At 62.7% G+C, this 24,758-nt stretch carries 23 protein-coding genes; 9 read left to right on the forward strand and 14 right to left on the reverse strand.

The annotated features are described in order from the left end of the window. Nucleotides 1–14: 14 nt before the first annotated feature. Nucleotides 15–1,439: a WS/DGAT/MGAT family O-acyltransferase gene (locus AB6Q56_RS04790; RefSeq protein WP_434517131.1), complete on the forward strand. Its 1,425-nt coding sequence runs from the start codon at nt 15–17 to the stop codon at nt 1,437–1,439. Nucleotides 1,440–1,449: 10 nt separating this feature from the next. On the opposite strand, the gene AB6Q56_RS04795 is transcribed toward AB6Q56_RS04790, so the two are convergent. The 4 genes from AB6Q56_RS04795 to AB6Q56_RS04810 all read right to left on the reverse strand — a co-directional run bounded on the left by AB6Q56_RS04795 (nt 1,450) and on the right by AB6Q56_RS04810 (nt 4,777). Next, a complete protein-coding gene (locus tag AB6Q56_RS04795; RefSeq protein WP_434515982.1) occupies nt 1,450–2,229 on the reverse strand; it encodes a hypothetical protein in 780 nt (259 codons plus the stop codon). 13 nt (nt 2,230–2,242) lie between these two features. Then, nucleotides 2,243–2,884: a TetR/AcrR family transcriptional regulator gene (locus AB6Q56_RS04800; RefSeq protein ID WP_434515983.1), complete on the reverse strand. Its 642-nt coding sequence runs from the start codon at nt 2,882–2,884 to the stop codon at nt 2,243–2,245. Nucleotides 2,885–2,925: 41 nt separating this feature from the next. Continuing rightward, on the reverse strand, nt 2,926–4,122 hold the full coding sequence (locus AB6Q56_RS04805) for a patatin-like phospholipase family protein (protein WP_434515984.1): 1,197 nt from the start codon (nt 4,120–4,122) through the stop codon (nt 2,926–2,928). Between the two features lie 91 nt (nt 4,123–4,213). Beyond that, a complete protein-coding gene (locus AB6Q56_RS04810; RefSeq protein ID WP_434515985.1) occupies nt 4,214–4,777 on the reverse strand; it encodes a phasin family protein in 564 nt (187 codons plus the stop codon). A gap of 150 nt (nt 4,778–4,927) precedes the next feature. On the opposite strand from AB6Q56_RS04810, the gene AB6Q56_RS04815 reads away from it, so the two are divergent. Together AB6Q56_RS04815 and AB6Q56_RS04820 are read left to right on the forward strand one after the other, a co-directional pair. After that, a complete protein-coding gene (locus tag AB6Q56_RS04815; protein WP_434515986.1) occupies nt 4,928–6,919 on the forward strand; it encodes an SDR family oxidoreductase in 1,992 nt (663 codons plus the stop codon). Next, nucleotides 6,919–7,386 carry a peroxiredoxin gene (locus AB6Q56_RS04820; protein ID WP_434515987.1) on the forward strand — a complete coding sequence of 156 codons (468 nt, stop codon included), beginning with the start codon at nt 6,919–6,921 and terminating at the stop codon, nt 7,384–7,386. The genes AB6Q56_RS04815 and AB6Q56_RS04820 overlap by 1 nt, the downstream gene beginning before the upstream one ends. 1 nt (nt 7,387) lies before the next feature. On the opposite strand, the gene AB6Q56_RS04825 is transcribed toward AB6Q56_RS04820, so the two are convergent. The 4 genes from AB6Q56_RS04825 to AB6Q56_RS04840 are packed head-to-tail and all read right to left on the reverse strand — an operon-like array spanning nt 7,388 to nt 11,806. Beyond that, a complete protein-coding gene (locus tag AB6Q56_RS04825) occupies nt 7,388–8,296 on the reverse strand; it encodes an esterase/lipase family protein (RefSeq protein ID WP_434515988.1) in 909 nt (302 codons plus the stop codon). Nucleotides 8,297–8,301: 5 nt separating this feature from the next. After that, nucleotides 8,302–9,912, reverse strand: a complete 1,611-nt coding sequence (locus AB6Q56_RS04830) for a GMC family oxidoreductase N-terminal domain-containing protein (protein WP_434515989.1) — start codon at nt 9,910–9,912, stop codon at nt 8,302–8,304. Then, nucleotides 9,909–10,388 carry a hypothetical protein gene (locus tag AB6Q56_RS04835; protein WP_434515990.1) on the reverse strand — a complete coding sequence of 160 codons (480 nt, stop codon included), beginning with the start codon at nt 10,386–10,388 and terminating at the stop codon, nt 9,909–9,911. The genes AB6Q56_RS04830 and AB6Q56_RS04835 overlap by 4 nt, the downstream gene beginning before the upstream one ends. Continuing rightward, the gene (locus tag AB6Q56_RS04840) at nt 10,385–11,806 is read right to left on the reverse strand and encodes a coniferyl aldehyde dehydrogenase (RefSeq protein WP_434515991.1); all 1,422 of its coding nucleotides are present in this window, start codon (nt 11,804–11,806) and stop codon (nt 10,385–10,387) included. The genes AB6Q56_RS04835 and AB6Q56_RS04840 overlap by 4 nt, the downstream gene beginning before the upstream one ends. Nucleotides 11,807–11,943: 137 nt before the next feature. Between AB6Q56_RS04840 and AB6Q56_RS04845 the strand changes: the two genes are divergently transcribed. Then, nucleotides 11,944–12,675, forward strand: coding sequence for an FFLEELY motif protein (locus tag AB6Q56_RS04845; RefSeq protein ID WP_434515992.1), 732 nt, complete (start codon nt 11,944–11,946; stop codon nt 12,673–12,675). A 15-nt stretch (nt 12,676–12,690) separates the two neighbouring features. Here AB6Q56_RS04845 and dnaQ read toward each other — a convergent pair whose 3' ends face one another. From dnaQ to AB6Q56_RS04860, 3 genes are read right to left on the reverse strand one after another with little or no spacing between them, the layout of a single operon-like run. After that, complete coding sequence (gene dnaQ, locus AB6Q56_RS04850; RefSeq protein ID WP_434515993.1) at nt 12,691–13,398, reverse strand: DNA polymerase III subunit epsilon; 708 nt, start codon at nt 13,396–13,398, stop codon at nt 12,691–12,693. A 9-nt stretch (nt 13,399–13,407) separates the two neighbouring features. Continuing rightward, complete coding sequence (gene rnhA, locus AB6Q56_RS04855; protein WP_434515994.1) at nt 13,408–13,854, reverse strand: ribonuclease HI; 447 nt, start codon at nt 13,852–13,854, stop codon at nt 13,408–13,410. Beyond that, nucleotides 13,844–14,608, reverse strand: coding sequence for a class I SAM-dependent methyltransferase (locus AB6Q56_RS04860; RefSeq protein WP_434515995.1), 765 nt, complete (start codon nt 14,606–14,608; stop codon nt 13,844–13,846). Before AB6Q56_RS04860 ends, rnhA begins: the two co-directional genes overlap by 11 nt. On the opposite strand from AB6Q56_RS04860, the gene gloB reads away from it, so the two are divergent. Beyond that, nucleotides 14,589–15,344, forward strand: coding sequence for a hydroxyacylglutathione hydrolase (gene gloB / locus AB6Q56_RS04865; protein ID WP_434515996.1), 756 nt, complete (start codon nt 14,589–14,591; stop codon nt 15,342–15,344). The two genes, AB6Q56_RS04860 and gloB, sit on opposite strands and share 20 nt — an antisense overlap. Here gloB and AB6Q56_RS04870 read toward each other — a convergent pair. The 3 genes from AB6Q56_RS04870 to AB6Q56_RS04880 are packed head-to-tail and all read right to left on the reverse strand — an operon-like array spanning nt 15,341 to nt 17,109. After that, a complete protein-coding gene (locus AB6Q56_RS04870) occupies nt 15,341–15,688 on the reverse strand; it encodes a response regulator (RefSeq protein ID WP_434515997.1) in 348 nt (115 codons plus the stop codon). The two genes, gloB and AB6Q56_RS04870, sit on opposite strands and share 4 nt — an antisense overlap. A 50-nt stretch (nt 15,689–15,738) precedes the next feature. Beyond that, a complete protein-coding gene (locus AB6Q56_RS04875) occupies nt 15,739–16,680 on the reverse strand; it encodes a GGDEF domain-containing response regulator (RefSeq protein ID WP_434515998.1) in 942 nt (313 codons plus the stop codon). A gap of 30 nt (nt 16,681–16,710) precedes the next feature. Further along, complete coding sequence (locus AB6Q56_RS04880) at nt 16,711–17,109, reverse strand: hypothetical protein (protein WP_434515999.1); 399 nt, start codon at nt 17,107–17,109, stop codon at nt 16,711–16,713. A 107-nt stretch (nt 17,110–17,216) separates the two neighbouring features. On the opposite strand from AB6Q56_RS04880, the gene AB6Q56_RS04885 reads away from it, so the two are divergent. The 4 genes from AB6Q56_RS04885 to AB6Q56_RS04900 are packed head-to-tail and all read left to right on the forward strand — an operon-like array spanning nt 17,217 to nt 24,663. Then, entirely contained in the window at nt 17,217–20,540 is a 3,324-nt protein-coding gene (locus AB6Q56_RS04885; RefSeq protein WP_434516000.1) for a DUF748 domain-containing protein, read from the forward strand. 7 nt (nt 20,541–20,547) lie between these two features. After that, complete coding sequence (rmuC, locus tag AB6Q56_RS04890; protein ID WP_434516001.1) at nt 20,548–21,873, forward strand: DNA recombination protein RmuC; 1,326 nt, start codon at nt 20,548–20,550, stop codon at nt 21,871–21,873. Then, complete coding sequence (locus AB6Q56_RS04895; RefSeq protein ID WP_434516002.1) at nt 21,857–22,285, forward strand: DUF3293 domain-containing protein; 429 nt, start codon at nt 21,857–21,859, stop codon at nt 22,283–22,285. The genes rmuC and AB6Q56_RS04895 overlap by 17 nt, the downstream gene beginning before the upstream one ends. Beyond that, nucleotides 22,285–24,663 (forward strand): protein kinase domain-containing protein, encoded by a 2,379-nt coding sequence (locus AB6Q56_RS04900; RefSeq protein ID WP_434516003.1) that lies wholly within the window; start codon nt 22,285–22,287, stop codon nt 24,661–24,663. Before AB6Q56_RS04895 ends, AB6Q56_RS04900 begins: the two co-directional genes overlap by 1 nt. The last annotated feature ends 95 nt before the right edge of the window (nt 24,664–24,758 follow it).

Genomic DNA, 24,758 nt, shown 5'->3' on the forward strand with positions numbered 1-24,758 from the left:
TGTCTGTGGAAAAGATGTCGGCGGTCGATACCGCCTGGTTGCGGATGGACCGGCCGTCCAATCTCATGCAGATCGTCGGCGTGATGATCTTCGATGGCGTACTCGACGAAATCCGCCTGCGCACGGCCATCGAGCAGCGCCTGCTCCGCTTCGAGCGCTTCCGGCAGATTATCCGCCAGCAAGGGGGCTCCTATGTTTGGAGCGAGGATCCGGACTTCCGTCTCGATCATCACCTGCGTCGGGCCATACTGCCCGGTGCCGCCGGCAAGGCCGAGCTGGAGGCTTTTGTCGCCGATCTCGCCAGCACCCCGCTGAATCCGTCGCGCCCTTTGTGGGAAATGCACCTGGTCGATACGTCGATGGGTGGGCAGGCATTGGTCATCCGCATCCATCACAGCATCGCCGACGGCATCGCGCTGGTCGGCGTCCTGCTCTCGATGGCCGACGATGCCCCGGTGCCGCGACTGCGGCCCGGCGGGAAAGCAGTCCGCGGCGAGGACGAGCACGATCCGTTTTGGCTGGCACTGTGGCGGCCCGCGACCGATGCCATGCTCAATGCCATCCGGCTGTCGACCAATCTCTGGGCCAAGTACGTCGGCCTCGCTACCGATCCGTTGAAGGCGCTGGAATACACGCGGCTGGGCAGCGCCATGGCCGGCGAGATCGGCAAGCTGCTACTGATGTCCGACGATACGCGGACCCGTTTCAAGGGCAAGCCCGGCACCAGCAAGCGGGTCGCCTGGTCGGCCCCGATTTCGCTGCCCGAGGTCAAGGCGGTCGGGCGGGTGCTGGGCTGTTCGGTCAACGACATGCTGCTGTCGTCAGCCGCCGGTGCCTTGCGTGCTTACCTGGCCGACAAGGGCGATCCGGTGGCGGACGTCGAGATTCGTGCCATGGTCCCGGTCAATCTGCGTCAGCCGGAAGACGAGGGGCTGCTCGGCAACCGCTTCGGCCTGGTTGCGCTCGAACTGCCTGTCGGCGTCGAGAATCCGCTCGCCCGGCTCTATGCGACGCGTGACCGGATGCTGGCGCTGAAGGATTCGCTGCAGGCGCCGTTGACCCTGTCCATACTCGGCGCCGTCGGCATGGCGCCGAAGTTCGCCCAGTCGAAGATTCTCGACATGTTGGCGAGCAAGGCAACGGCGGTCATGACCAATGTCCCCGGGCCGCAGCAGCCGGTGTACGTGGCCGGGGCGCGTCTGAACCAGCCGCTGTTCTGGGTGCCGCAGTCCGGCGATATCGGCATGGGCCTGTCGATTCTTTCCTACGACAACCGGGTGCAGTTCGGCCTGGTGACCGACAAGGGATTGGTCCCCGATCCGGAAAGCATCGTGGCCCGCTTTGCCGGCGAATTCGAAAAGTTGCTGATGCTGGTATTGATGGAGCCCTGGGCGCGCCTCGCCGACCCGCAGGCCGTCGAGGCGGAGCTGCTGGCGTGACGGCTGGCCGCTAGTCGTCCATTTCCGCCTTGGCCGCCGCGATATCCAGGCATTCCATGGCGTCGGCAGGTGTGCAGGCGACGGCTTCGGCATAGAGTTTTTCTGCTTCCCGAAGGCGCGACTTGCCGAACATCATCACCAGCCCGTTAGCGCATTCGGTGCGGGCGATGGCGGATTCCGGATTCAGTTCGAGCGCACGGCGGAAGTGTTTTTCACCGGCTTCTTTCTTCGCGCCATAGGTCAGTCCGCCGACCAGACTGCCTACCTTGTCGATGATCTCGGCGTGCCAGGTGCCGAGGGCGATATGGGCATCGGCATGCGCGGGCTGCAGTGCCAGCGCCTTGTCCAGGCTGGCCTTGATCTTGCCGCCCAGGCCTTCGGCCAGCGCCGTGGCGACCGAGATACCCTGGCTGTAACGGCCCAGCGCGTAGGCGTGAAAATACCAGGCGTTGGGATCGCCGGGCTGCGTGCGCTGACGCTGTTCGCAGCGGGCGGCGACTTCCTGCAGCCGAGCCAGTTTGCGGGCGACATCCGGTTCGAGATAATTGGCGTGGATCATGGCCGCCTTGTCGGCTGCGGCGAGCCCGGCGCCGCCGGCTTGCAGGCCGAGGCTGACGGCTCGTTCGAAGTCGCCGGCGTGATAGGCACGCCAGGCGTCCTGGACTTTGCCGTCGGTGGGCCAGGGTTCGCAGTCGCCGCGGTGCAGGCGCGGCCAGGTTTTCTTGAGGGCCGTGCCGGCATAGCGGAAAGCAGCTGCATCGTGGGGGAAGGGGGACCAAGGGGCACTCATGCGATTTCCTCGTTCACGGCGCATCGAGATAGGCGGTCGACAGTTGTTCCAGCAGGTGGCGGGCTTCGCCCAGCAGGTAAGGCGCGGCCAGCGACATGACCTGGTAGATGCCGCGACCGATGTCCGGTTCGCAGCGCGGATTGCGGGCATGTTCGTAAGATAGCCAGAAGGTCGCCACCACCGTCATGTTGGTGGCCAGGGCCGGAATCTGGGCTGGCGTGGCGGCGAGCAGGCCGGAGGCGGCGAGGCCGCGACAGATGGTGATTCCCGTTTCCTGCTTCTGCGCCAATATGCGCTGAAAGTGCGTTTCGACCAGGCGGTTGCGGGTCAGCAGGTCGTTGATGTCGCGGTAGAGGAAGCGGTATTTCCAGATTGTTTCGAACAGCAGGTGCAGAAAGAGCCAGATGTCCTCCACCCCGTGCGGACGGTGGTCGGGGGCGCCGAGCAGGGCGCCGATCTCACGCTCGTAGTCACCGAACAGCGCGTTGACGATCTCGTCCTTGTTGTGGAAATGGTAATAGAGATTGCCGGGGCTGATGTCCATTTCGTCGGCAATGACTGTCGTCGTGACGTTCGGTTCGCCAAAGTCGTTGAACAGGCGCAAGGCGGTTTCGACAATCCGCTCGCGTGTGCGTCGGCGCGGTTTTCCGTTCATGCGCGCCCTCCCGGCCGGAGTTGATATTCGTTCAGGATACATCAACCGGCAGCTCCGCGCCGTGCCAGCCAGGATTGCAGTTCGTCGAGCGTGTGGTCGAGCGCCCGGGTGGTCTGCGCGATGGCGACCCGGGATTTGTGGCGGGGGCGCCGCAGCAGGCTGCGCCGGTGATCCTTGAGCGCGGCGATGTCGAGGCTCAGCCCGTGCCGGTGCAATACCGGCATCAGCTCGTGGCGGCGCCGGTACAGATCCTGGCGGGTGCGCTGGTAGGCGTGTTCGCACAGGCGGCGCCGGTCGCGATAGCTGAAGACATTGGTGAAGAACATCTCGCCATCGTCCTGGGTGGGCTCGAAAAGCAGCACGTCAGCATCGGGGAACTGGTGGCGGTAGCGATCCATGCCGACGCGCATGCGCGAATGGATGATGGCGCGGAAGGTCTGGGAGAGGACGACCGGCAAGCCGCCATCGTTGAGGTGGCGCGGGTGCGGCGCATTGCGGCGAGCGGCCAATTCGGCATCGAAGGGGACGAGTGGGTTGATGCAGAAAAGCAGTTCGGTTCCGGCACGCAGTGCGACCGAGGCGTGCAGGGTCTTGATCAGGGCACCATCGACGTAGTGGCGGCCGTTTATCTCGACGGGCGGGAACAACCCGGGCAAGGCGGCGCTGGCCTGCACGGCGGTGGAAATCGGGATGTCGTCGTGTCCGGCGCTGCCAAAGGCGACGGATTCGCCGGAGTCGAGTTCGGTGGCGACGAGGAACAGCCGGTGGCGCAGCGCGCGGAAATCGTTGGTGCGGCCGCGTGCGGTAAGCAGCCGGCGCAGCATCAGGTCGATGCCGTGATTATCGAAAATCCCGGTGGGAATGGCGTGCGAGAGTTGCTGGAAGGACTCGAACAGCCCGTGATGCAGCGGGTCGCGCAGCCAGCTCAACAGGGAATCGCCAGCCAGCTGCGGCACACTGAGCAGGCGATTGAAATACTCGCGGAAAGCGGGGCGCAGCAGTAGCCGCGGGTCGAACACCGTGGCCGCGTCGTCGAGCAGGATATGGGCAAGCTTCTCGGGGGAAAAACCGTTGGCGAGCGCGGCGGCGATGAAACTGCCGGAGCTGACGCCGACAAAACAATCGGCCTGCGTCATGGTCAGGCCGTCTATGGCCTCTTCCAGCGCGGTACAGGCGCCGACTTCATAGATGCCGCCAAGCGGACCTCCGCCGGCCAGGGCGATGCCTATGCGCGACAATCGTCTTCCTCCGGGTGACGGACGCCCGGTCGTGGCCGGGCATCTCGGTTATTCAGGCACGCCACCGGCAAGCCAGCGGCGTGTGGCCTACTCAGGAAGCAGTTGCCGGACCAGTAGTGGCATCAGCAGTGGTGGCCGGGGCTGCACTTTTGGACTTGGCCGGCTTTTTGGCCGGCGTCGCTTTCGGGGCGGCTGCTTTGGCGGCGACAGGCTTGGCAGCCGGTTTGGCAGCTGCCCGGGGCGCCGACTTCGCTGCCGGCTTGGCGGCGGCCTTTTCGGCAGCTTCCTGCGCCTCGGTCAGTTTCTGGACAACGGTGGTCAACTCGGCAACGCGCTTGGACAGCTTGTCGATGTCCTTCTTGGTAGGCACGCCCAAACCACCCAGCGCCTTGGCGACGCGGTCCTCGAACACCTGTTCCAGACGGTCCCAGGTGCCGGCTGCCTTGCCGGCGACGACAGCAATTTTTTCGTCAGCCGCCTTGCGGGTTTTCTGCTGGATGGTCTCGCCTTCCTTGACCAGGGCATCGAAGACCTTGTTGCCTTCTTCCTGGGCCTTGGCAAAGGCTCCCAGGCCAGCCAGCCAGATTTGCTGGGCGGAATCCTTGACGGTCTGGGCCAGTTGATTTTCAGATAAGGCTTTGAATTTCTTGACCATGATCTACTCCTCGCGTGGTGGTTTCCGGCAACGAAGCAAGCTTCGTTCATGTGCTCAGTTTAGGCCAGGTGACTAGAGGAGGCACACTAATTTTCTAGTGGATGTCCTCTAGAATGAGATGATGAGCAGATAAAAAACAGGAGACAAGAGATGCAGTATTTCATGACGGGTGCAACCGGTTTCATCGGCCGGCGTCTGGTTGCCAAATTGCTTGAACGCGAAGGCAGCACGATCTTTATCCTGGTCCGCGACAGCGAGCGGGAGCGTCTGGATGAACTGTATGCTTTCTGGGGTTGCGACCATGCCCGGGTGAGGCCGGTAGTCGGCGATCTGACCGAAGACCTGCTCGGCGTGTCGGCGGCCGACCGAAAGAAGTTGGGCAAAAAGACGACGCATTTTTTCCATCTGGCCGCGATCTACGATCTGTCGGCCGACGCCGAGAGCCAGTTGCGCGTCAATGTCGATGGCACGCGCAATACCGTTCGCTTTGCCGAAGCCATCGGCGCCAGGCATTTTCACCTGTTCAGCTCGATCGCTTCGGCCGGCCTGTTCGAAGGCTTGTTCCGCGAGGACATGTTCGAAGAGGCCGAAGGGCTGGAGCATCCGTATTTCCGAACCAAGCACGATTCGGAGGGTATTGTCCGCCGTGAGTGTGGCATTCCGTGGCGCATCTACCGGCCGGCCATCGTCGTCGGCGATTCGCGCACCGGCGAGATGGACAAGATCGACGGCCCCTATTACTTCTTCAAGCTGATCCAGAAAATGCGCAAGATGCTGCCGTCGTGGATGCCGACCATCGGCATCGAGGGGGGGCGCATCAACGTCGTGCCGGTGGATTTCGTCGTCGCGGCGGTCGATCACATCGCCCACCTGAGGGGCGAGGACGGCAAATGCTTCCATCTCGTCGATCCGCAGCCGATGCGCGTCGGCGACCTGCTCAATACCTTCGCCCGCGCCGCGCATGCGCCGGAAATGACCATGCGTATCAATGCCGCGCTGTTTGGCTTCATTCCGCGCCACATGCGCAAGGCGTTGCTGGCGCTGACGCCGGTACGCCGCATCCGCCACGCGGTGATGAAGGATCTCGGCCTGCCCGACGACATGTTCCAGTTCGTCAATTACCCGACCCGTTTCGATTGCCGGGAAACGACGCGCGTTCTCAAGGGAACGGGGATTACGGTGCCGACGCTCGACAGCTACGCCTGGCGGCTGTGGGATTACTGGGAGCGCCATCTTGATCCCGATCTGTTCATCGACCGCAGCCTGCGCGGGCAGGTCGGCGGCAAGGTAGTCCTGGTCACGGGCGCATCGTCGGGTATCGGCAAGGCGCTGGCGCGCAAATTGGCGGAAGCGGGCGCCGTGGTTGTCACGATTGCCAACGACAAGGCGCAGCTCGACGAGGTTGTCGCCGAGTTCGCCGCAGATGGCTTGACCCTGCATGCTTATGTTGCCGATCTGTCCGACATGGCCGAGGCGGAAGCGGCAACGGCCAAAGTGCTGGAAATTCACGGCTCCGTCGAGGTGCTGGTCAACAACGCCGGCCGCTCGATTCGACGGGCGATCGAGAATTCCTACGACCGCTTTCACGATTTCGAGCGCACCATGCAGATCAATTACTTCGGCGCGCTGCGCGTCAGCATGAGCGTGCTGCCCCGGATGTCGGTGCAGAAGCGGGGCCACATCATCAATATTTCGTCGATCGGGGTGCTGACCAATGCGCCGCGTTTTTCGGCCTACGTCGCCTCTAAATCGGCGCTCGACGCCTGGACACGTTGTGCCGCCTCGGAATTTGCCGATCGTGGCATCACTTTCACGACCATCAACATGCCCTTGGTCAAGACGCCGATGATCGCGCCGACCAAGCTCTATGAGCACGTTCCGACGCTGACGCCGGAAGAGGCGGCCGACCTGATCTGCGATGCCATCGTGCACAAGCCGGTGCGCGTCGCGACCCGCCTGGGGATTACCGGCCAGGTGCTGCATGCGCTCGTGCCGCGCGTCGCGCAGATCATCATGAACACCACCTTCCGCATGTTCCCCGATTCCGGTGCTGCGCAACACAAGGAGGCCGGACTGCTTCCGTCGATACCATCGGCCGATCAGATCGCCTTCCAGCAGTTCATGCGCGGTATTTATTTCTGATGGCGACGCAACTGCAGCTTGGCGATGCGGCTCCCGACTTCACCGGTACCGTCACCGATGGCGCTACTGTGTCGCTGGCCGCCTATCGCGGGCGCAAGCTGGTGTTGTATTTTTACCCGATGGATGACACGCCCGGCTGTACCCGCCAAGCCTGCAGCCTGCGCGACACACATGCGGCGATCCGGGCCCGGGGGGCTGAGATTCTCGGTGTTTCGGCGCAGGATGCCGATTCACACCGGCTTTTCAGCGATAAATACAGGCTCGATTTTCCCTTGCTGGCGGATGGCGGCCTGGCGGTGGCCAAGGCCTATGGCGTTGCCGGCAGCGGGATCGGCGGTTTGCTGCGGCAGGCGGCGGGTGTCGCCGAACGGGTGACTTTCCTGATCGACGAGGCTGGAAAAATCGCTGCCATCATCCGCGATCCGGACTGTTCGGATCACGGCGCGGAAGTGTTGGCGCTGCTCTGACTCAGTATCGGATCGGTACGGGCGGGCGCGGCAGGGGTTCGCCGCACAGCTGGATCAATAGATCGGCCGTGCGCCCGGAAAGCAGCAAGGCCAGATGGCCGATGCCTGGCAGCTCGACATCGCGGGCCTCCGGCAGGCGCTGGTTGTCCTGCGGCATGACATAGTTGTCGTGCGGCGTGCGGACTGAAACGAAAGGAATCTTGACCGGCTCTGCTCCAAGATCGTGCAGCCAATGTGAGCCCGGTTCCATTTCCCGCGCATTCTGACCTATGCCGATGCGCGCCAGTTCGCTGCCTTGGTGTGGCGAGGCCAGCGTGATCAAGCGGTTCACGCGGGCTATGCCGTGGCGTGCCAGGTAGGAGCGTGCAACCAGGCCGCCCATGCTGTGCGCGATCAAGGTCACCTGTTGCACGCCGGCGGCAGCGACGACAGCCTCGATGCGTGCATGCAGTTGCGGTACCAGCTTGCCGACGCTGGTGTAGGGCGGCACGAGGCTGACGCTGGCGACGTTGTAGCCGGCCGCTTCGAGGCGGCGGCGAATGAACCACCAGACGCCGCGGCTGCAGCCATAGCCGTGGACCAGGAGCAGGGTCGGGCGTCCGGGGAGCAGTCTGTCGGCCGGCATCCATAGGCGCTCGAAGGGCAGGACGAGGATGAAATGGGCGATGAAGGCGAGGTATTCGCCGAGCAGCATGCCGGCGTAACGCACCGGGGGCAGCTTCGGCGCCGGCGACGGATAGGCCCAGGCGAAGGCCCAGGTGATGGCGACAATGCCGAGGCGCAGGCCGAGCAACGCTCCCGTGGCGGGGAGCAGGGCCTCGGCAAGCGGCAGGGCAAAGAAGTAGCGGGCGAGATTGACGTAGGTGGCGAATTCGACCACCAGCCAGAACAACAGGGCGAGAGGAACCATAGCCGTCAGAGAATCGCGGGTTTCGGCCTTCCCGTCAAGCTGGCGGCGAGTAGCGAGGCATTGCGGGCGACCAGTCCGTAGATGGAAAGTTGCGGATTGGCACCAATGCTGGTCGGGAATACGGAACCGTCGTGGATCGAGAGGTTGTCGACGTGGAAGTGGCGGCCGCTGTCGTCGGTCAGCCCGCGTTCCGGGCTGTCGGCCATGGCGCAGCCGCCCATGACATGGGCGCTGACCATGCGGCAGACGAGCGGCGCCAGCGGCAGCGCGGCGAGGCCGGCCTTGGCGTCGCGCCAGTTGCTCCAGCCCGGTGCTGTTTCATGCACCGGCGTCACCCAGCGGGCGCCGGCGGCGAACTGGATTTCCGCCATCGTTATCAGGGCGCGGCGGACGCCGTCCCAGATCGGATCGTTGAGCGGGTAATCGAGCAGCGGCGAGCCGTCGTCGCGCAGGCGAACCCGGCCGCCGCGGCTGTCCGGATGAAAACCGTCGCGCAGCAGGGCAAGGACGGTCTGGCAGCGGTCGAACTGTTCCATCAGCCGGCGATGGCTTTCTCCCCAGCCTTGCAGGGTGGTCGCGAAGAGAACCGGGTGCAATGGCGGCACCTCCAGCTTGTAGCCGAGCGGCCCATCGATGGGCAGGTCGTCCAGGAAGTGATCCGAGTAGACCGATTGCGGTGCCCCGGCGTGGGCGCGTACCGGAGCGTCGAAAAGGGCCGAGGAGATCACCGTCGGATGCAGGAAGGTGCGCGTTCCGGTCAGTCCGGCCGGGTCGGGGGCCTTGCTGCGCAGGAGCAGGGCCGGTGAGTTGATGGCCCCGCCGGCGAGAACGACATGACGGGCGCGCAGCTTGATGCGGGCCGCCCCGGGGTGCAGGCCGTCGGCGGCGAGCGCTTGCGCCTCAAGGTAGTCGACGCGCCGGCCGGCGAAGACCAAGCGTTCGGCGCGCAACCGCGAGTAAAGCGTCGCGCCCTTGCTCAGGGCGACCGGTAGCGTGGTCAGCAGCATCGATTGTTTGGCGTTGGTCGGGCAGCCCATGCCGCAGTAGCCGAGATCCCAGCAGCGCTTGACGTTGCGCCGCATCGGGTGGGTCGGGATGCCCAGCTTGGCCGCGCCGGCTGCCAGCAGGCTGTTGTTGGCATTGGGCGCCACCGGCCAGGTGCCGATATGCAGGCGCATTTCCATGGCGTAAAACCACGGGGCCAGGGCTTCGACCGTCAGGCTGCGCAGGCCGTGGGCGGTCTGCCACCAGTGCAGCGTGGCGGGCGGCGTGCGGAAGCTGCTGGTCCAGTTGACCGTGGTCGAACCGCCGACACAGCGGCCCTGCAGGATGTTGATCGCCTTGTCGGCGGTTTTGCGTGCCGCCGATTCCTGGTAGAGCGCCGGGTAGGCATCGCTTTCGCGCATGTGGAAATCGCTGCTGGTGCGCAGTGGGCCTTCTTCGACGATGATCACCTTCAAGCCCGTATTGGTCAGGATTTCTGCCGTTACGCCGCCGCCGGCGCCGCTGCCGACGATGACGACATCGGCCTCGACGTCGAGCGGCCCGTCCAAGGTCGAGGCATCGATATGGCGCCAGCCGGCAGCAAGGCCTTCGCGGAAGGGATCGTTCATCATTTCACCTCGGGCGGGCCGGGGTAGCCGATGCCCGGCCAGTTTTCAGGGATGGCGTACCAGGCGCCGAAAATCAGGTCATGAAGCGCGGCGTAGCCCGACTTGAGCAGGTCGAAGCGACTATGCCGCCAGTTTTCGAGGAAGGCACGGATCTCGCCGGGCGTGGCTTGCGCCCAGTCCGTCCACAGCCCGGCGGCGAGCGCACGGGTGGGGGTGAAGGCGAGCAGATCGAACAATTCGCCGATCTCCTCTTGCACGGGGAGGGCGAGTCCGGCAATCGCCGTTTCGACGCCAGCAACGGTGCGGGCGATGGCGGCTTCCCTCTCTTCCTGGCCGAGGGCGCCGGCAAGCATGACCGGAGCGATGGCGGCAATCACCGTGCCGCGCCGACCGTTGGCCGATGGCCGCGTGCAGCCGGCGATATTGAGCAGGAGTCCGCCGGCCAGGCCGGTCTGCAGAAACTGGCGGCGCGTGGTCATCGCAGCAGGACTTTCAGCATGCGCTCGAACAGTGCGCCGTAAGGCGGGTCGAACAGGCGCATCGCGTTGAGGCGCGATTGATGAAATACCGGTTTCAGCTTCGAGAAGGTGTCGAACCCGGCCTGGCCGTGATAGTGGCCCATGCCGCTCGGTCCGATGCCGCCGAAGGGCAGTTCGTCCTGGGCGATGTGGAGGATGGTGTCGTTGACCGTGACGCCGCCGGCGATGGTGCCGTCGAGCACGCGCCGGATGCGGGCGGGCTCGCGGTCGAAGAGATAGAGCGCCAGGGGACGGTCGTGGGCGTTGATGTAAGCGAGGGCCTCGTCGAGCGTGCGGTAGGTGAGCACCGGCAGCAAGGGGCCGAAAATCTCTTCCTGCATCACCCGCATGTCGTCGCTCGGATTGAGGATCAGCGTCGGCGGCAGGCGGCGCCTTGACACATCGCTGCTTTCGCAGAGCGGGACGATCTCGGCGCCCCGGCTGCGGGCATCGGCGAGCAGGCTGTCCAGTCGTTGCCAATGGCGGTCGTTGATGATGGCCGAGTAGTCGGGATTGCTCGCCAGGTCCGGGTAACGGGTGGTGACCAACTGGCGGGCGGCCTGGACGAAGGCCGGCAATGTATCGGCGGGCAGCAGCACGTAATCTGGTGCTATGCAGGTCTGGCCGGCGTTCAGGCACTTGCCGGCGAGGATGCGGGCGGCTGCGGCGGCGCTCGGGTAGCCTGGCGCGATCAGCGCCGGCGACTTGCCGCCGAGTTCCAGCGTGACTGGTGTCAGGTTGGCGGCTGCCGCCCGCATCACCTGGCGGCCGACCGCCGTCGATCCGGTGAAGAGCAGATGGTCGAAAGGCAGGGCAGTAAACGCAGTCGCCAACGACTGATCGCCGCCAACCACGGCAAGTTCGTCACGGCTGAAATAGCGGCTTGCCAGATCGGCCAAGGCGGCAGCGGTCGCCGGCGTGAATTCGGACATCTTGAGCAGGGCACGGTTGCCGGCAGCGAAGGCGGCGGTCAGCGGCCCGGTTGCCAGATAGATCGGATAGTTCCACGGGGTAACGATGCCGACGCAGCCGAGCGGCTGCGGCCGCAACTCGGCCCGCCCGGGCTGGAACCACAGCGACACCGGGCGGCGGCGTGGCGCCATCCAGCGTTGCAGGTGCCTGCGGGCATGGCGAATCCCCTCAAGCGTCGGGAAGAACTCCAGCAGCTGGGTCTCATGCCGCGAGCGATGGCCGAAATCGGCGGCTACGGCATCGGCGAGACGGTCGCGATGATCCTGCAGCAGCGCCTCCAGCGCATCGAGGCGGCATCGGCGCTCGGCCGCAGCGGGCATCATGTCCTGCCGGCTTGCTGTATGCGCACGGTCGAATGCGGCTTGCAGGCCTTCCTGCGTGACGATCAGGCTGGGGGAATCGGACATCGGATTTCACCTGCTGGAAAAAGTCGTGGCGAATGCAACGGGCAAGGCTGCTGCCGTGTTCAGTTTAGTCGGCCGGGGCAGTCACGGTTAGGTAATTGCTTCTAAACCCGGGCGAACTGAAGGCCGATAATGATGGCATGAGCCATCACGATCATGACGCAGCCGATCGGGCGGCCTGTGCCGCCGAATTGGCGCGGTTCCTTAACGAAGCCCGCAGCTTGCGGCGTGCCGCAGCCGCCGATCCGGTCGTCGCCGCGCGCCGGGATCGTCTGCGCGCCTTCCAGTCGGTGCGCTTGGCGCGCACCCACGCCGACCTGCTCGCCGATGCCGATTCGCGACAGGCTGCTGCTTTTTTCCTCAGCGATCTGTACGGCCCCAAGGATCTCAGCGAGCGCGATGCCGAGGTCGAGCGCATCCTGCCGCTGATGACGTCGATGCTGCCGCTGTCGGGGTTGCGAACGCTGTTGTTGGCCGTCGAGGTCGATGCGCTGTCCGAGCGTCTCGATGCGGCCATGGTTCGCGCTCTGGGGCGCAAGCTTGATGGCGAGCTGGACGAGGCCAGCTACGCGGCGGGGTATCGCAAGGTCGGCGAGCGCCCGGCCCGCCTGGCGCAGATTCGCCTGATCGGAGAAACCGGATTCGCGCTGGATGCCTTGGCCAGGAAGCCGCTCCTGCGCGGCTTGTTGAAGATGATGCATAGTCCGGCGCAAATGGCCGGGCTCGGCGAACTACACGCCTTTCTCTTCCGCGGTTTCGAGGCGTTTCGCAGCCTGTGCGATGCCGAGGCTTTTGTCGAAGCGGTTGTCAACCGCGAAGGAGCACTGGCGCTGGCCTTGTTCGACGGCGCCGAAACGCTGACTACCGGCTGAACGGCGCCTGTCGGTTCAGGCTTCGGCCTTGGGCAGCCAGAGGCAGGCGCCTTTCGATTCCTTGTCGATGGCGGCAAGGGTGCGCTCATGCTCGGCCAACTCATCCTCGGTGGCGCGGCGCACAAGCAGCGGCTTGCGCTCGCGAACCTGGCCATCGGCGCCGATGTTCGGGCGTGGTGCGGTATCGGGCTCGATCATCAGGGTGTTCTGACCCCGGGTCATGGCCAGGAAGACATCGGCCAGCAGTTCCGTGTCGAGCAAGGCGCCGTGCAGGGTACGCGTCGAGTTGTCGATCTCGTAGCGTTCGCACAAGGCATCCAGGCTGTTGCGCTTGCCCGGGTGCAGTTCCTTGGCCATCTTCAGCGTATCGGTCACGCCATCGCAGATGGTTTCGACTGGCACGCGGTCGAGGCGGCGCAGTTCGGCATTGAGGAAGCCGATGTCGAAAGGCGCGTTGTGGATGACCAGTTCGGCGCCGCTGATGAACTCCAGGAACTCGTCGACGATGTCGGCGAACTTCGGCTTGTCGGCCAGGAATTCCAGCGTAATGCCGTGCACGGCCTGGGCGCCGGCATCGATCTCGCGTTCCGGGTTGACGTATTTGTGCAGATGGCGGCCGGTCAGGCGTCGGTTTTCCATCTCGATACAGGCGACTTCGATGATGCGGTGACCCGAGCGCGGGTCAAGGCCGGTGGTTTCGGTGTCGAGGACGATCTGGCGCATGGTCTTTCCTTATTTCTTCAGGTCGTCGATGCCGCGATTGGCCAGGGCATCGGCGCGTTCGTTTTCCGGGTGGCCGGCATGGCCCTTGACCCAGATCCATTCCAGCTTGTGCTGGCGAACCAAGGCATCAAGGGTTTGCCACAGGTCGGCATTCTTGACCGGCTTCTTGTCCGAAGTCTTCCAGCCGTTGCGCTTCCAGCCGTGAATCCACTCGCTGATGCCTTTCAGCACGTATTGCGAGTCGGTATAGACCTTGCCGACGACCGGGCGTTTCAGCGCTTCCAGTCCGCGAATCGCGGCGGTGAGTTCCATGCGGTTGTTGGTGGTTTCCTTCTCGCCGCCCCACAACTCCTTTTCATGCGGTCCGGAGCGCAGGATGGCGCCCCAGCCGCCGGGGCCGGGATTGCCCTTGCAGGCGCCGTCGGTAAAAATTTCTATGATGTCTTCAGTGGCCATGTGTTTCTTTTTGCGTAATGGGGCGCAGCGCCTTGGCGCGCACCGGTTTTTTCTTCCAGTTCGGGGTGATCAGACGCATGCCGTGCATGCGCTTGATGGCGTGCAGCACGTAGACGCCGCCCGATATGTTCCACCATCGATCGCCGGGCTGGTCGAGGGTCTGCCATTGCCGGAGCCAATGCAGCCGCTCCAGCGGCGGAATGCAGCAACCCTGACTGCCTTGGGCAATCTCGAATCCCAGCAGTTTCAGCCAGTCCTTGAGACGGTTCATCGACAGGTAGCTACCATTCCAGGGGTATTCGCCACTCCGGTCGAAACGGCGCTTCAACCCCCACAGCGACAGGGGATTGAATCCGACGATGACGACCTGGCCTTCCGGAATCAGGATGCGTTCGACCTCGCGCAGAATCTGATGCGGCTCGTCACTGAACTCCAGAACGTGCGGCAGGACGAGCAGATCGGTGCTGTTCGAGGCGATCGGCAGGGCGTTGAAATCGCACAGGAAATCGCTACCGACCGTATCGCCGCCTTTCTGGCGCAGTGGAATGCGATTGGCACGCAGATAGTCGACTTGCTGCAAGCCGATCTGCAGTGCGTGGTAGCCGAAGATATCCGTGAGCATGCGGTCGACCTGCCCCAGTTCCCAGTCGAGCACGGAGCGGCCGGCGGCCGATGCGAGCCAGCGATCGAGACCGGGAATTGACATCCGGGGCGAGTCGCTCGATAGTTCCGGCATGTTTGACGTGTCGTTCATTCCCGCATTCAAGGACAATTACATCTGGCTGCTGACCCGGGGCAAGCGCGCTGTCGTCGTCGACCCTGGCGACGCGGCTCCCGTGCTCGCCAGGCTGGAGGCCGACGGGCTGAGTCTCGAAGGCATCCTGATCACGCATCATCATGCCGATCATCAGGGAGGTGTCGCCGAGTTGGTCGCACGCGGTCCGGTCAGGGTCCATGCACCGGGCAACGAGTCTATCACAGGCTGCACGCACCCCTTATACGGGGGTGAAACCATCGAGATTCTCGGTTCTCCGGTCTCGGTGATGGCCGTCCCCGGACATACGCTCGGGCATCTGGCCTACCTTACAGAAGGGTGCCTGTTTTGCGGCGATACCCTGTTCGGCGCCGGTTGCGGGCGCCTGTTCGAAGGAACGCCCGAACAGATGTCGGGCTCGCTCGAGCGTATTGCCGCCTTGCCGGACGCGACGCGGATTTACTGCGCCCACGAATACACCGAGATGAATCTGCGTTTTGCGCTGGCCGTCGAGCCGGACAACGCCGCCTTGCAGGCTCGGGCGGAGCGGGTGGCTTCGCTGCGTGGCGCCTGCCTGCCCAGCGTTCCGTCGACCTTGGGCGAGGAAAAGGAGACCAATCCCTTCCTGCGCTGCAGCGAACCGGCAATGATCGAGGCAGCGTTGCAGCATGGTGCAGCCGCTCGCGACCGGACTTCGGTGTTTACGGCAATACGCGCTTGGAGAAACGGGTTTTAGGGTTTCTTCTGCAGGATGCGGCTGCTGGCCTTGGCCAGCGTATCGAGCACCCGGGCCGCGTTGAATGGCTTGATGATGAAGCCGCTGGCACCGTTTTGTATCGACTCCTGCACAGTTTCCGGATCGGAGCTGCCGGTCACCATGATGACCTCGACGTTCGGCTGTGCTGCCTTGATCTCGGCAAGCGCTTCGATGCCGTTCTTCTCCGGCATCAGGACGTCCATGCAAACGATGTCCGGCTTGAGGCGACCGACCATGTCGACGGCGGCCAGCCCGTTGCGCGCCTCGCCGACTACATCGTATTCCTCATGGCGTAGCATCCCCCGCAAGACGCTTCGCATCATGTCGTTATCGTCGGCAATGAGGATGGATATTCTGCGTTTTGCCATACCGGTCAAGCGGCATCCGCACGGCAGATACGGTCTCGACCTTCCTGCTTCGCGCGGTAAAGGGCCTTGTTGGCTGCTTGAATCAGGTCGTCCGGCGGGTTGTCGAAACCCGGTGCGGCGGAGGCGATGCCAATACTCAGGGTAACCTGGCCGAATGGCGACGCCGGATGGGGAATGTTCAATTCCAGAACGCCGCTGCGGATTTTCTCGGCAACCATCAACGCGCCGCCGATACTCGTTTCTGCCAGGATGACTGCAAACTCTTCTCCCCCGTAGCGGGCGACAGTGTCCGAGGGGCGTTCCGAGTGTCGGCTGATGATGGCGGCAAGCTTGCGCAAGCAAGCGTCACCGGCGGTTCGACCATAGGTGTCGTTGTACAGCTTCAGATAATCGACATCGCACATCAGCAAGGCAACTGGGTTGGAGTGGCGACGGGCACGCCGCCATTCAACCGACAGGGCTTCCTCGAAGTAGCGCCGATTGGCGATCCCGGTCAGGCTATCGCTGGACGAGATGCGGGTCAGTTCCTGATTGGCGGCATCGAGCTTGCGCGTCAGCGAAAGGAGCGATGTGCGCATCAGGACGAGGCGCTGCATGGCGCGAATCTTGGCACCCAGGGCGATTTCGCTGATCGGACTCAGCAGGTAGTCATCACCGCCGGCGGCGATGCCTTTCTCAATGTCATCGTCTTGCCCGTTTGTCGACAGGAAGATGATCGGTGTCCATTCGCCCGGTTTTTCCGTGGCCCTTATCCGGCGTGTGAGCGCCAGGCCTTCGATGTGGGGTGAGGTAATGTCGAGGAGGATGAGGTCGGGAGCTTCGCTGGCGAAAAGCTCGAGCGCGACTTCGCTGTTTTGGGCATCGATGGCGAGCGCCCCGCAGCGTTCGACGTACTGCTTGAGCAGCGAATGGGTGGATCGGCTGTCTTCGACAATGAGTATTTTCATGGAGAGGCCGCGAACGCTATTCGTCTCAGTCTAACGGCAATACTGACTGAAGAAAACCAGTGCGCCCATCGCAATGCTCACCGCAATCATGCCCCAGACGACTCCCCATACCAGGGATTGCCGGGTTTGATGATGGGCGGCACGTTGCTTGTATTGCAGATAGCGCTGCACTTCGCCAAGAGTCAGTATGGTTGAAAAGGCAAAAAAGATCATGCCAAAGAACATGGCGATGATGGTGCCGTTGGTCATTTCCCGGCAGGAAGCACCCGTACGGCGCATGAAGACAAGAATGGCATCGGTTTTAAAGGCAAAGGTCGCCACCAGATAGGCAAGACTGGCAAAGGTGCCAATCAATCCGATGCCCAGCCAGGTTTGCCAGCGCTTGAGTTGGTTTAGTAGGGCGTCTATTTCGTCAATCAACCACTTCATACGTTTGTGCTTATACGGAGATGTGTTACTGGTATGCTAGATACTGGAATCCAGAGCAATAGAGGCAGAATATCATGGTGGAGCAGGGGGCGAATCATTCAGTGACAATGTCACGCTTTTCTGATGCGCTCAAATCCCGGCGTAGCCAGAATATCGGGAAGTGGCTGCTGATATTTCTGCTTGTTTTCGGTGCTTTCGGGTATTTTGCCGCGCCACCGCTCGTAAAGAGCATTTTGCTCAAGCAGCTCTCGCAGCAGCTGCACCGCGAAGTCAGCATCGAACAGATTGCCATCAACCCCTATGCGCTGTCCGCCCGGGTCAGCGGCTTGTCGATCAAGACCGAGGGAGGCAAGGAAGTGGCGGGTTTCGACGAGCTTTTCGTCAATCTGTCGTCGGCGTCGCTGTTCAAGCTGGCTGCCGTCGTCGACGAGATTCGTCTCCAGGGTTTGCGCGTCGCGATAGCGCGCGTGGCCGACGGTCGTTACGACATTTCGGACCTGCTCGACGAGTGGATGAAGCCCAAGGACGAGCCGGATACCGGCACGCCGCGTTTCTCACTGAACAACATCCAGCTGATCGACGGCAAGATCGTGTTCGACGATCAGCCGAAAGGCAAGGTGCATACGATCAGCGACATCAATCTGGCGCTGCCCTTCGTGTCCAGCCTGCCGTATCAGGCCGAAGTGTTGGTCAATCCGTCGTTCTCGGCCAGTATCAACGGCGCCCCGCTGGCGCTCAGCGGGGAGAGCAAGCCGTTTTCGACGACGCATGAAAGCCACTTGAATCTCGATCTGGACCGTTTCGATCTGGCCGTTCTGCAGCCTTATCTTCCCGAGTCGCTGCCGTTCAGACTGGCAGCCGGAACGCTCGATACGGAAATGAAGGCCATGTTCAAGGAGACTTCAGACCAGGTTTATTCCGTTTCGATCGTTGGGGCGGCGCATGTCTCGGGCCTGGATCTGACCGAGACCAATGCGGCTCCGCTTGTCGCCTGGAAACGGCTCGATATAGAGCTCGACAATATCGATCCGATCAATCGCCTGGCGGCAATCAAACGCGTCGGGCTTGATGGTCCGGTGTTCAGCCTGGCGGTGACCAAGCAGGGCGAGTTCAATGTTTTCCGGGTATTGGAAAAAATGGCCGCCAAGGTACCGGAAAAGCCTGAGCCACAGGCTGCGCCGGCCAAGCCCTTCGCCTGGACGTTGGGTGAGTTCGCGCTGACCAAGGGCTTGCTGCGCTGGCAGGACGAGTCCAATGCGGTGCCTGTGGTCGGCGAGGTACGGAATATTCACGCTACGGTCGGCAAGGTGGATAGCAAGCTGGTCGATCCGATAGAAATTGCCGAGGTCGGCTATCAGGTCGATCTCGGCGAACGTTTCCGCGTCGAGAAAATGTCGGTGAAGGGTATCAAGATTGATTTGCCCGGGCATCGTATCGATATCGCCGAGGTGCTCAATGCGGGTGCACGGGCGCGCATGGTGCGCAACAAGGCAGGCAGGATCGAGTGGGTCAGCTCGCCGATCCTGAAAACGATTCGCGCGACGGATACCAAGGCCGGCGATGAGAAACCCTGGATCGGCAAGGTGGGCAAACTGGCTGTAGAGGATCTCGGCTTCCGTTTCGAGGACCAGACGACCCAACCGAATGCCGTGCAGGAAATCGACGGCTTCAGCCTCACAGGCGAAGGTTTGACCAACGAGCCCAACCAGAAGGGACGGATTGCGTTGAAGACCAAGGTCAACAAGAAGGGCAGCCTGAATGTCGATGGCAGTCTGCAGGTCTTCCCGCTGGATGTGGCGGTCAAGGTCGAGACCCTGGCGATTCCGCTGGGCCCGCTCGAACCCTACTTCAGCCAGTTCCTCAATGTTTCGGTCAATCGCGGGCAGATTTCGAACAAGGGCGAGGCCACGGCCAAGCTCGATAATGTCGGACTGAAAGCCGGCTACAAGGGCAATTTCACGCTGGGCGACTTTGTGGCGGTGGACAAGGCGAACAGCGCCGATTTCCTGAAGTGGAAATCGCTCTATTTCGGCGGTATCGATTTCAGGCTCGACCCGATGGCAGTCAATATCGGCGAAATCGCGCTGAGCGATTTCTACTCCCGCTTGATCCTCAATCAGGAGGGCAAGCTGAATCTCGCCGACATCGTCAGGAAGCCGGAAGGCGCCGAAGCTGTCGCCAAGCCGACCGAGCAGCCTGCCGCAGGCAAGGGTGAGGCGAAGGCAGCCGCCGCACCGGCCAAGCCGGTGGTTCCGATCAAGATCGCCAAGATCACCTTGCAGAACGGCACGGTCAATTTCTCGGATTTCTTCGTCAAACCGAACTACACGGTGAACCTCGCCAAGCTGGGCGGGCGGATCACCGGCCTGTCATCGGCAGCCGATACGGTTGCCGACATGGAGGTGCGCGGCAGGTACGCCAATTCGGCACCGGTCCAGATCCTGGCCAAGCTGAATCCGCTGGCAGCCAAAACCTATCTCGACCTGAAAGCCGATATCACCGGAGTCGATCTGACCGGCTTTTCTCCCTATTCGGGCAAGTATGCCGGCTACGCCATCGAGAAGGGAAAGTTGTCGCTCAATGTTGCCTACAAGCTGGAAAACAACCAGTTGGCCGCCGAGAACCGCCTGTTCATTGATCAGTTTACCTTTGGCGACAAGGTGGAAAGCCCGGATGCGACCAAGCTGCCGGTCAATCTGGCCATCTCCCTGCTCAAGAACAATCGTGGCGAAATCGATCTGAACCTGCCCATCTCGGGTTCGCTCGACGACCCACAATTCTCCATTGGCGGTCTGGTCGTCAAGGTCATCGTCAATCTGTTTGTCAAGGCGGTGACATCGCCGTTCGCGTTGCTCGGTTCGATGTTCGGCGGCGGCGAAGAGTTGTCCAATGTCGAATTCGCCGCCGGGCGGGCGGGCTTCGATGCCGCCGCGACGAAAAAGCTGGAAAGCCTGGCCAAGGCGCTGGTCGAGCGTAATTCGCTGAAACTGGAGATCACCGGCCGCGCTGACCCGGAAACCGACAAGGAAGGCGTCAAGCGGGTTGCCATCGAGCGCGCCATGAAGGCCGAGAAACTGAAGGACCTAAAAAAGGCCGGCGAAGGGAAATCAATCGAGGAAATCGAGATACCCCCCGAGGAATACAAAACCTTCCTGACACGCGCCTACAAGGAAGCCAAGTTCCCGAAACCGCGTAACGTCGTCGGTTTGCAGAAGGATCTTCCGGTCGAGGAAATGGAGAAGCTGATGCTCACCAACCTGCCAGCGACCGATGACGATATCAAGACCCTGGCCGGCCGCCGTGCTGAAGCCGTGCAGTCCTGGCTGGTTGAGCGCGGCAAGGTGCCACCCGAGCGGGTCTTCCTTCTGCCGCCCAAAGTCGAGCATGACGACAAGGGCAAGGGTGGCCGTGCCGATTTTTCCTTGAGGTGAGTTGTTGATGAGTGAAGCGATGGGGCTGGCCGTACTGGCTGGCGTGGTGGTGATCATCCTGCTGCAGGTCGCCGCGTGGCTGCGCGGTGATCGCCGGCAGGAGGACGAGGCGCGTTTTCGCGCCCAACTGGAGGCACAGGAAAAAGGGCTGGCGCGCCTGGAGCGGGAGCTGCGCGAGGAATTGGCACGCGGCCGACGGGAGGATGCCGAGGAGGCTTTTCGCGACCGCGAGGAGCGCGCCCAGTCCTCGAACCTGCTTAGCCAGTCCGTGACAACGCAGGTTGGGCAGTTTGGTGCCATGCAGGCGGAACGCCTGGAAGCCTTTGCGCGTGAGTTGAATCGTTTCTCGCTGGGGCTCGACGAGCGTTTCGAGCGCCTGAAGCTGACGGTCGAAGGCCGCCTGACGGCGATGCAGGCGGACAATGCCAATAAACTGGAAGAAATGCGCCGGACCGTGGATGAAAAGTTGCACGCCACGCTGGAGCAGCGCCTTGGCGAATCGTTCAAGCTGGTCAGCGACCGGCTCGAGCAGGTGCATCGCGGCCTGGGTGAAATGCAAACGCTGGCAGCCGGCGTCGGCGATCTCAAGCGGGTGCTGACCAACGTCAAGACGCGCGGCATGTGGGGCGAAGTGCAGTTGTCGGCCCTGCTCGAGCAGTTGCTGACCGGCGAGCAGTTTGCCGCCAATGTGGCGACCCGGCCGGGCAGCGGCGAGCGCGTCGATTTCGCGATTCGCCTTCCCGGCAAGGATGACGGTGCGGTCGTCTGGCTGCCGATCGATGCCAAGTTCCCGATCGAGGATTACCAGCGCCTGGTCGACGCCCAGGATCCGGCGGCCATCGAGGAGGCCTCGAAGGCTATCGAGGTGCGCCTGCGCAACGAGGCTAAAAGCATTCGCGAAAAATACGTGTCGCCGCCGCACACCACCGATTTCGCCATTCTTTACTTGCCTATCGAAGGTCTCTACGCCGAGGCGCTGCGGCGTCCCGGGCTGGCCGAGGCGCTGCAGCGCGACCAGCGCGTCAGCCTGGCCGGTCCGACCACGCTGGCGGCGATGTTGAACAGTCTGCAGATGGGCTTCCGGACGCTGGCTATCGAGCAGCGGTCGGCCGAGGTCTGGGCCGTACTGGGGGCGGTCAAGACCGAGTTCGGCAAGTTCGGCGAGGCGCTGGCACATACCAAGAAGAAATTGGACGAAGCCAGCAACAGTATCGCCAAGGCGGAAACGCGAACGCGGCAACTGTCGCGCAAGCTGAAGGAAGTCGAGGCGCTGCCGGTGGCGGATACAGAACAACTGATCGGGGTGGCGGATTTCGATGGCGAAGACGAGTGAGCTTGAAGCGGCCTACAAGGCAACGACCTACCGGGTGTTTCTGCCCGGCGGAATTTGCGACCTGCGGGTCGGCGAGGCCTGCGAGGCGTTGCGTTGCTGGCTCGAGACCGCTGGTTGTAAGCAATTTGCGGTGATATCCGCCTACAACCCGGGTTCCGTGACCACCGACGAGGCGATCAACGCCGAGCGCCAGGCTGCGCTCGAGTGTGATTTGCTGGAGGGGAACTATGAGCCTTATGCCGCGCAGAATCTGCCGGATGTTCCCGATGCGCCACAGGAGGAGAGTTGCTTCGTGCCTGACCTGAGCGTGGAAGATGCTTGTGCATTGGCAGGAGATTACGGGCAGAATGCAGTCATCGGCGGGGGGCTCGACGGCGTGCCGCATCTGATCTGGATTGAAGAAATCGAATAATGAGTCGAAAGATCGGGCGTTTTGAAGTCAGGGGCGAATTGGGGCGCGGTGCGCAGAGCGTCGTCTATCTGGGATTCGACCCCCAGTTGCAACGCGAAATAGCCATCAAGACCCTGCATTTCGCTCGGCCCGATCCGGTTCACAATCAGACCCTGCTTGCCGAGGCGCGTGCCGTTGGACGCATGCGCCACCCCGGCATCGTGCCGATTTTCGAGGCGGGCGAGGAGGGGGGCGATCTCTATCTCGTATTCGAATACGTGCCGGGCAAGAACCTCGCGGAGTTCCTGGGGCAGAGCGGGGCCTTGCCGCCGGTCAAGGCGGTCAGCATCCTGCGCCCTATCTTGGATGCGGTGTCCCACGCCCATGCGCAGGGGATCATCCACCGCGACCTGAAACCGTCGAACATCCTGCTCGACGACGACGGGACACCCCGGGTCATGGATTTCGGTATCGCCGCACGCATCGATGCGGCGGACGAGGCGGATGGGCAGATTATCGGGACACCCGCGTACATGGCCCCCGAGTACATCCTGAATCGCGAGATCAGCGCGCGTTCCGACGTTTTTTCGGCGGGTGCGATTCTGTTCGAGATGCTGGTCGGCCGGCGTGCCTTCGCCGGCGACAGCCTGCAGGCGGTGCTGAAGCAGATTACGGGCGTCGATCTGACGCTGCCGGAGGGAACGGGCGTTGATGACCGCTTGCGTCCCATCTTGTTGAAGGCGGTGGCGCGCGACCCGGCGCTGCGCTTCCAGACCGCCGCCCAGTTTGCCAAGGCGCTCGATGACTATCTCGATCCGGAAGACGAGCAGCCGGCCACGGGCAGCCGGCAATCGACCATCGATTTCCTGCTGCGCCGGATGCGCCACAAGAGCGACTTCCCTGCGCTCTCCGAGTCGGTCAGCGCCATCAACCGGATCGCCAACAGCGAAACCGAGAGCATCGACAAGCTGTCGAATACCATCCTCAAGGATTTTGCACTGACCAACAAGCTGCTGCGCCTGGTGAATTCGGCCTACTTCAGGCCGGCCGGGGGCGGGAGCATCAGTACCGTATCGCGGGCGGTGGTGGTGCTCGGCTTCGAGGCCGTCCGCAATATCGCGATCACCGTACTGCTGTTCGAACACCTCCAGAACAAGGGTAATGCCAACCAGTTGAAAGAGGACTTCCTGCGTGCCAACCTGGCCGGCGTGCTGGCCAAGGACATCGGTGCCGCAGCGCAGATGCGCGATCTCGAGCAGTCGTTCATCTGCTCGCTTTTCCACAGTTTGGGTCGCTTGCTGTCGCAATACTATTTTCCTGAGGAATCCGACGAAATTCGTCGGGTTATCGCGCAAAAGACCTGTGCAGAAGAGGCTGCAGCCCGTCAGGTGCTCGGTATTTCGTTCGAGGAACTGGGTGTCGCCATCGCGCGGCAGTGGGGGTTCCCCCCGCTGATCGTCAGTACCATGCGTCGCTTGCCGGCCGGTCCGGTCCGCAATTCGACGCAGCAGGAAGATCGATTGCGCGTCCTCTCCGGATTCGCCAACGAATTGTGCGATGTCATTGCCCAGACGACACCCGAGGCACGCGACCGGGAGTTGAAGCGAACCCTGTCGCGCTTTGCCGAGGCCGTCGCCCTGGATCAGACGGAAATACTGCGCACGGTTCAGCGCGCCGTCGAGGAGGTGGCTGATTTTGCCCGTGTCGTGCAACTCAACCTGCAGCAAACGACATTCGGCAAGCAGATGCGTCTTTTTGCCAAGGGGGCGGCGGCCGACTCGCGTGCGGTGAATGTCGGAAGCGATACGGACTACGCGGGGAGTACCGTACTGCTGGAGCCCGATCCTCTGGCCGCTGGCGAGGGTGGCAAGGGTGGGGCGCAGGTTGATGCCCAGGCCGTCCTGACGGCGGGAATCCAGGATATCAGCAACACCCTGATCGACGGTTTCCAGCTCAACGATATCCTGCGCATCATTCTCGAGACGATGTACCGGGCGATGGGCTTTCGGCGTGTCGTACTGTGTATTCGCGACGCCAAGGCCGGCGTCATGCAGGGACGTTTCGGTTTTGGCCCTGATGCCAACGAGGTGGCTCGCGCTTTCCGTTTTACGCTGAGCTTCACCCCGGACATCTTTCACGCTGCGACATCGAAGGGCGTTGATATCCTGATCAGCGACATCGACGATCCGAAGATCGCCAACCGGATTCCCGACTGGTATCGCAAGGCGGTGCCTGCCCATTCCTTCGTGTTGTTCCCGCTGAACATCAAGAATAACCCGGTGGCGTTGATCTATGCCGATCGTGATGAGCCGGGCGGTATCGCGATTCCGGAAAAGGAACTGCAATTGCTGCGTACCTTGCGCAATCAGGCGATCCTGGCGATCAAGCAGGGCAGCTAGCCGTGGGTGACGATGTCCCTTTGCCGAAAGGCTGGGGGCTGTAGCGTCATGTCGAGAGCGTAAAAATGCCCGCGTCGTGCGGGCATTTTTACGTG

Source organism: Dechloromonas sp. ARDL1, from assembly GCF_051122455.1.
Classification (GTDB): domain Bacteria; phylum Pseudomonadota; class Gammaproteobacteria; order Burkholderiales; family Rhodocyclaceae; genus Azonexus.

Excerpts from the sequence above, each read along its gene's own strand:
- AB6Q56_RS04870 (WP_434515997.1), bottom strand. The coding sequence starts at position 15,688 with ATGATGCGAAGCGTCTTGCGGGGGATGCTACGCCATGAGGAATACGAT.
- dnaQ (WP_434515993.1), bottom strand. The coding sequence starts at position 13,398 with ATGCGCCAGATCGTCCTCGACACCGAAACCACCGGCCTTGACCCGCGC.
- rnhA (WP_434515994.1), bottom strand. The coding sequence starts at position 13,854 with ATGGCCACTGAAGACATCATAGAAATTTTTACCGACGGCGCCTGCAAG.
- AB6Q56_RS04825 (WP_434515988.1), bottom strand. The coding sequence starts at position 8,296 with ATGGTTCCTCTCGCCCTGTTGTTCTGGCTGGTGGTCGAATTCGCCACC.
- AB6Q56_RS04885 (WP_434516000.1), top strand. The coding sequence starts at position 17,217 with ATGTCACGCTTTTCTGATGCGCTCAAATCCCGGCGTAGCCAGAATATC.
- AB6Q56_RS04810 (WP_434515985.1), bottom strand. The coding sequence starts at position 4,777 with ATGGTCAAGAAATTCAAAGCCTTATCTGAAAATCAACTGGCCCAGACC.
- AB6Q56_RS04875 (WP_434515998.1), bottom strand. The coding sequence starts at position 16,680 with ATGAAAATACTCATTGTCGAAGACAGCCGATCCACCCATTCGCTGCTC.
- AB6Q56_RS04835 (WP_434515990.1), bottom strand. The coding sequence starts at position 10,388 with ATGACCACGCGCCGCCAGTTTCTGCAGACCGGCCTGGCCGGCGGACTC.
- AB6Q56_RS04820 (WP_434515987.1), top strand. The coding sequence starts at position 6,919 with ATGGCGACGCAACTGCAGCTTGGCGATGCGGCTCCCGACTTCACCGGT.
- AB6Q56_RS04790 (WP_434517131.1), top strand. The coding sequence starts at position 15 with ATGTCGGCGGTCGATACCGCCTGGTTGCGGATGGACCGGCCGTCCAAT.
- AB6Q56_RS04795 (WP_434515982.1), bottom strand. The coding sequence starts at position 2,229 with ATGAGTGCCCCTTGGTCCCCCTTCCCCCACGATGCAGCTGCTTTCCGC.
- AB6Q56_RS04845 (WP_434515992.1), top strand. The coding sequence starts at position 11,944 with ATGAGCCATCACGATCATGACGCAGCCGATCGGGCGGCCTGTGCCGCC.
- AB6Q56_RS04840 (WP_434515991.1), bottom strand. The coding sequence starts at position 11,806 with ATGTCCGATTCCCCCAGCCTGATCGTCACGCAGGAAGGCCTGCAAGCC.
- gloB (WP_434515996.1), top strand. The coding sequence starts at position 14,589 with ATGTTTGACGTGTCGTTCATTCCCGCATTCAAGGACAATTACATCTGG.
- AB6Q56_RS04815 (WP_434515986.1), top strand. The coding sequence starts at position 4,928 with ATGCAGTATTTCATGACGGGTGCAACCGGTTTCATCGGCCGGCGTCTG.
- rmuC (WP_434516001.1), top strand. The coding sequence starts at position 20,548 with ATGAGTGAAGCGATGGGGCTGGCCGTACTGGCTGGCGTGGTGGTGATC.
- AB6Q56_RS04880 (WP_434515999.1), bottom strand. The coding sequence starts at position 17,109 with ATGAAGTGGTTGATTGACGAAATAGACGCCCTACTAAACCAACTCAAG.
- AB6Q56_RS04860 (WP_434515995.1), bottom strand. The coding sequence starts at position 14,608 with ATGAACGACACGTCAAACATGCCGGAACTATCGAGCGACTCGCCCCGG.
- AB6Q56_RS04800 (WP_434515983.1), bottom strand. The coding sequence starts at position 2,884 with ATGAACGGAAAACCGCGCCGACGCACACGCGAGCGGATTGTCGAAACC.
- AB6Q56_RS04900 (WP_434516003.1), top strand. The coding sequence starts at position 22,285 with ATGAGTCGAAAGATCGGGCGTTTTGAAGTCAGGGGCGAATTGGGGCGC.
- AB6Q56_RS04895 (WP_434516002.1), top strand. The coding sequence starts at position 21,857 with ATGGCGAAGACGAGTGAGCTTGAAGCGGCCTACAAGGCAACGACCTAC.
- AB6Q56_RS04830 (WP_434515989.1), bottom strand. The coding sequence starts at position 9,912 with ATGATGAACGATCCCTTCCGCGAAGGCCTTGCTGCCGGCTGGCGCCAT.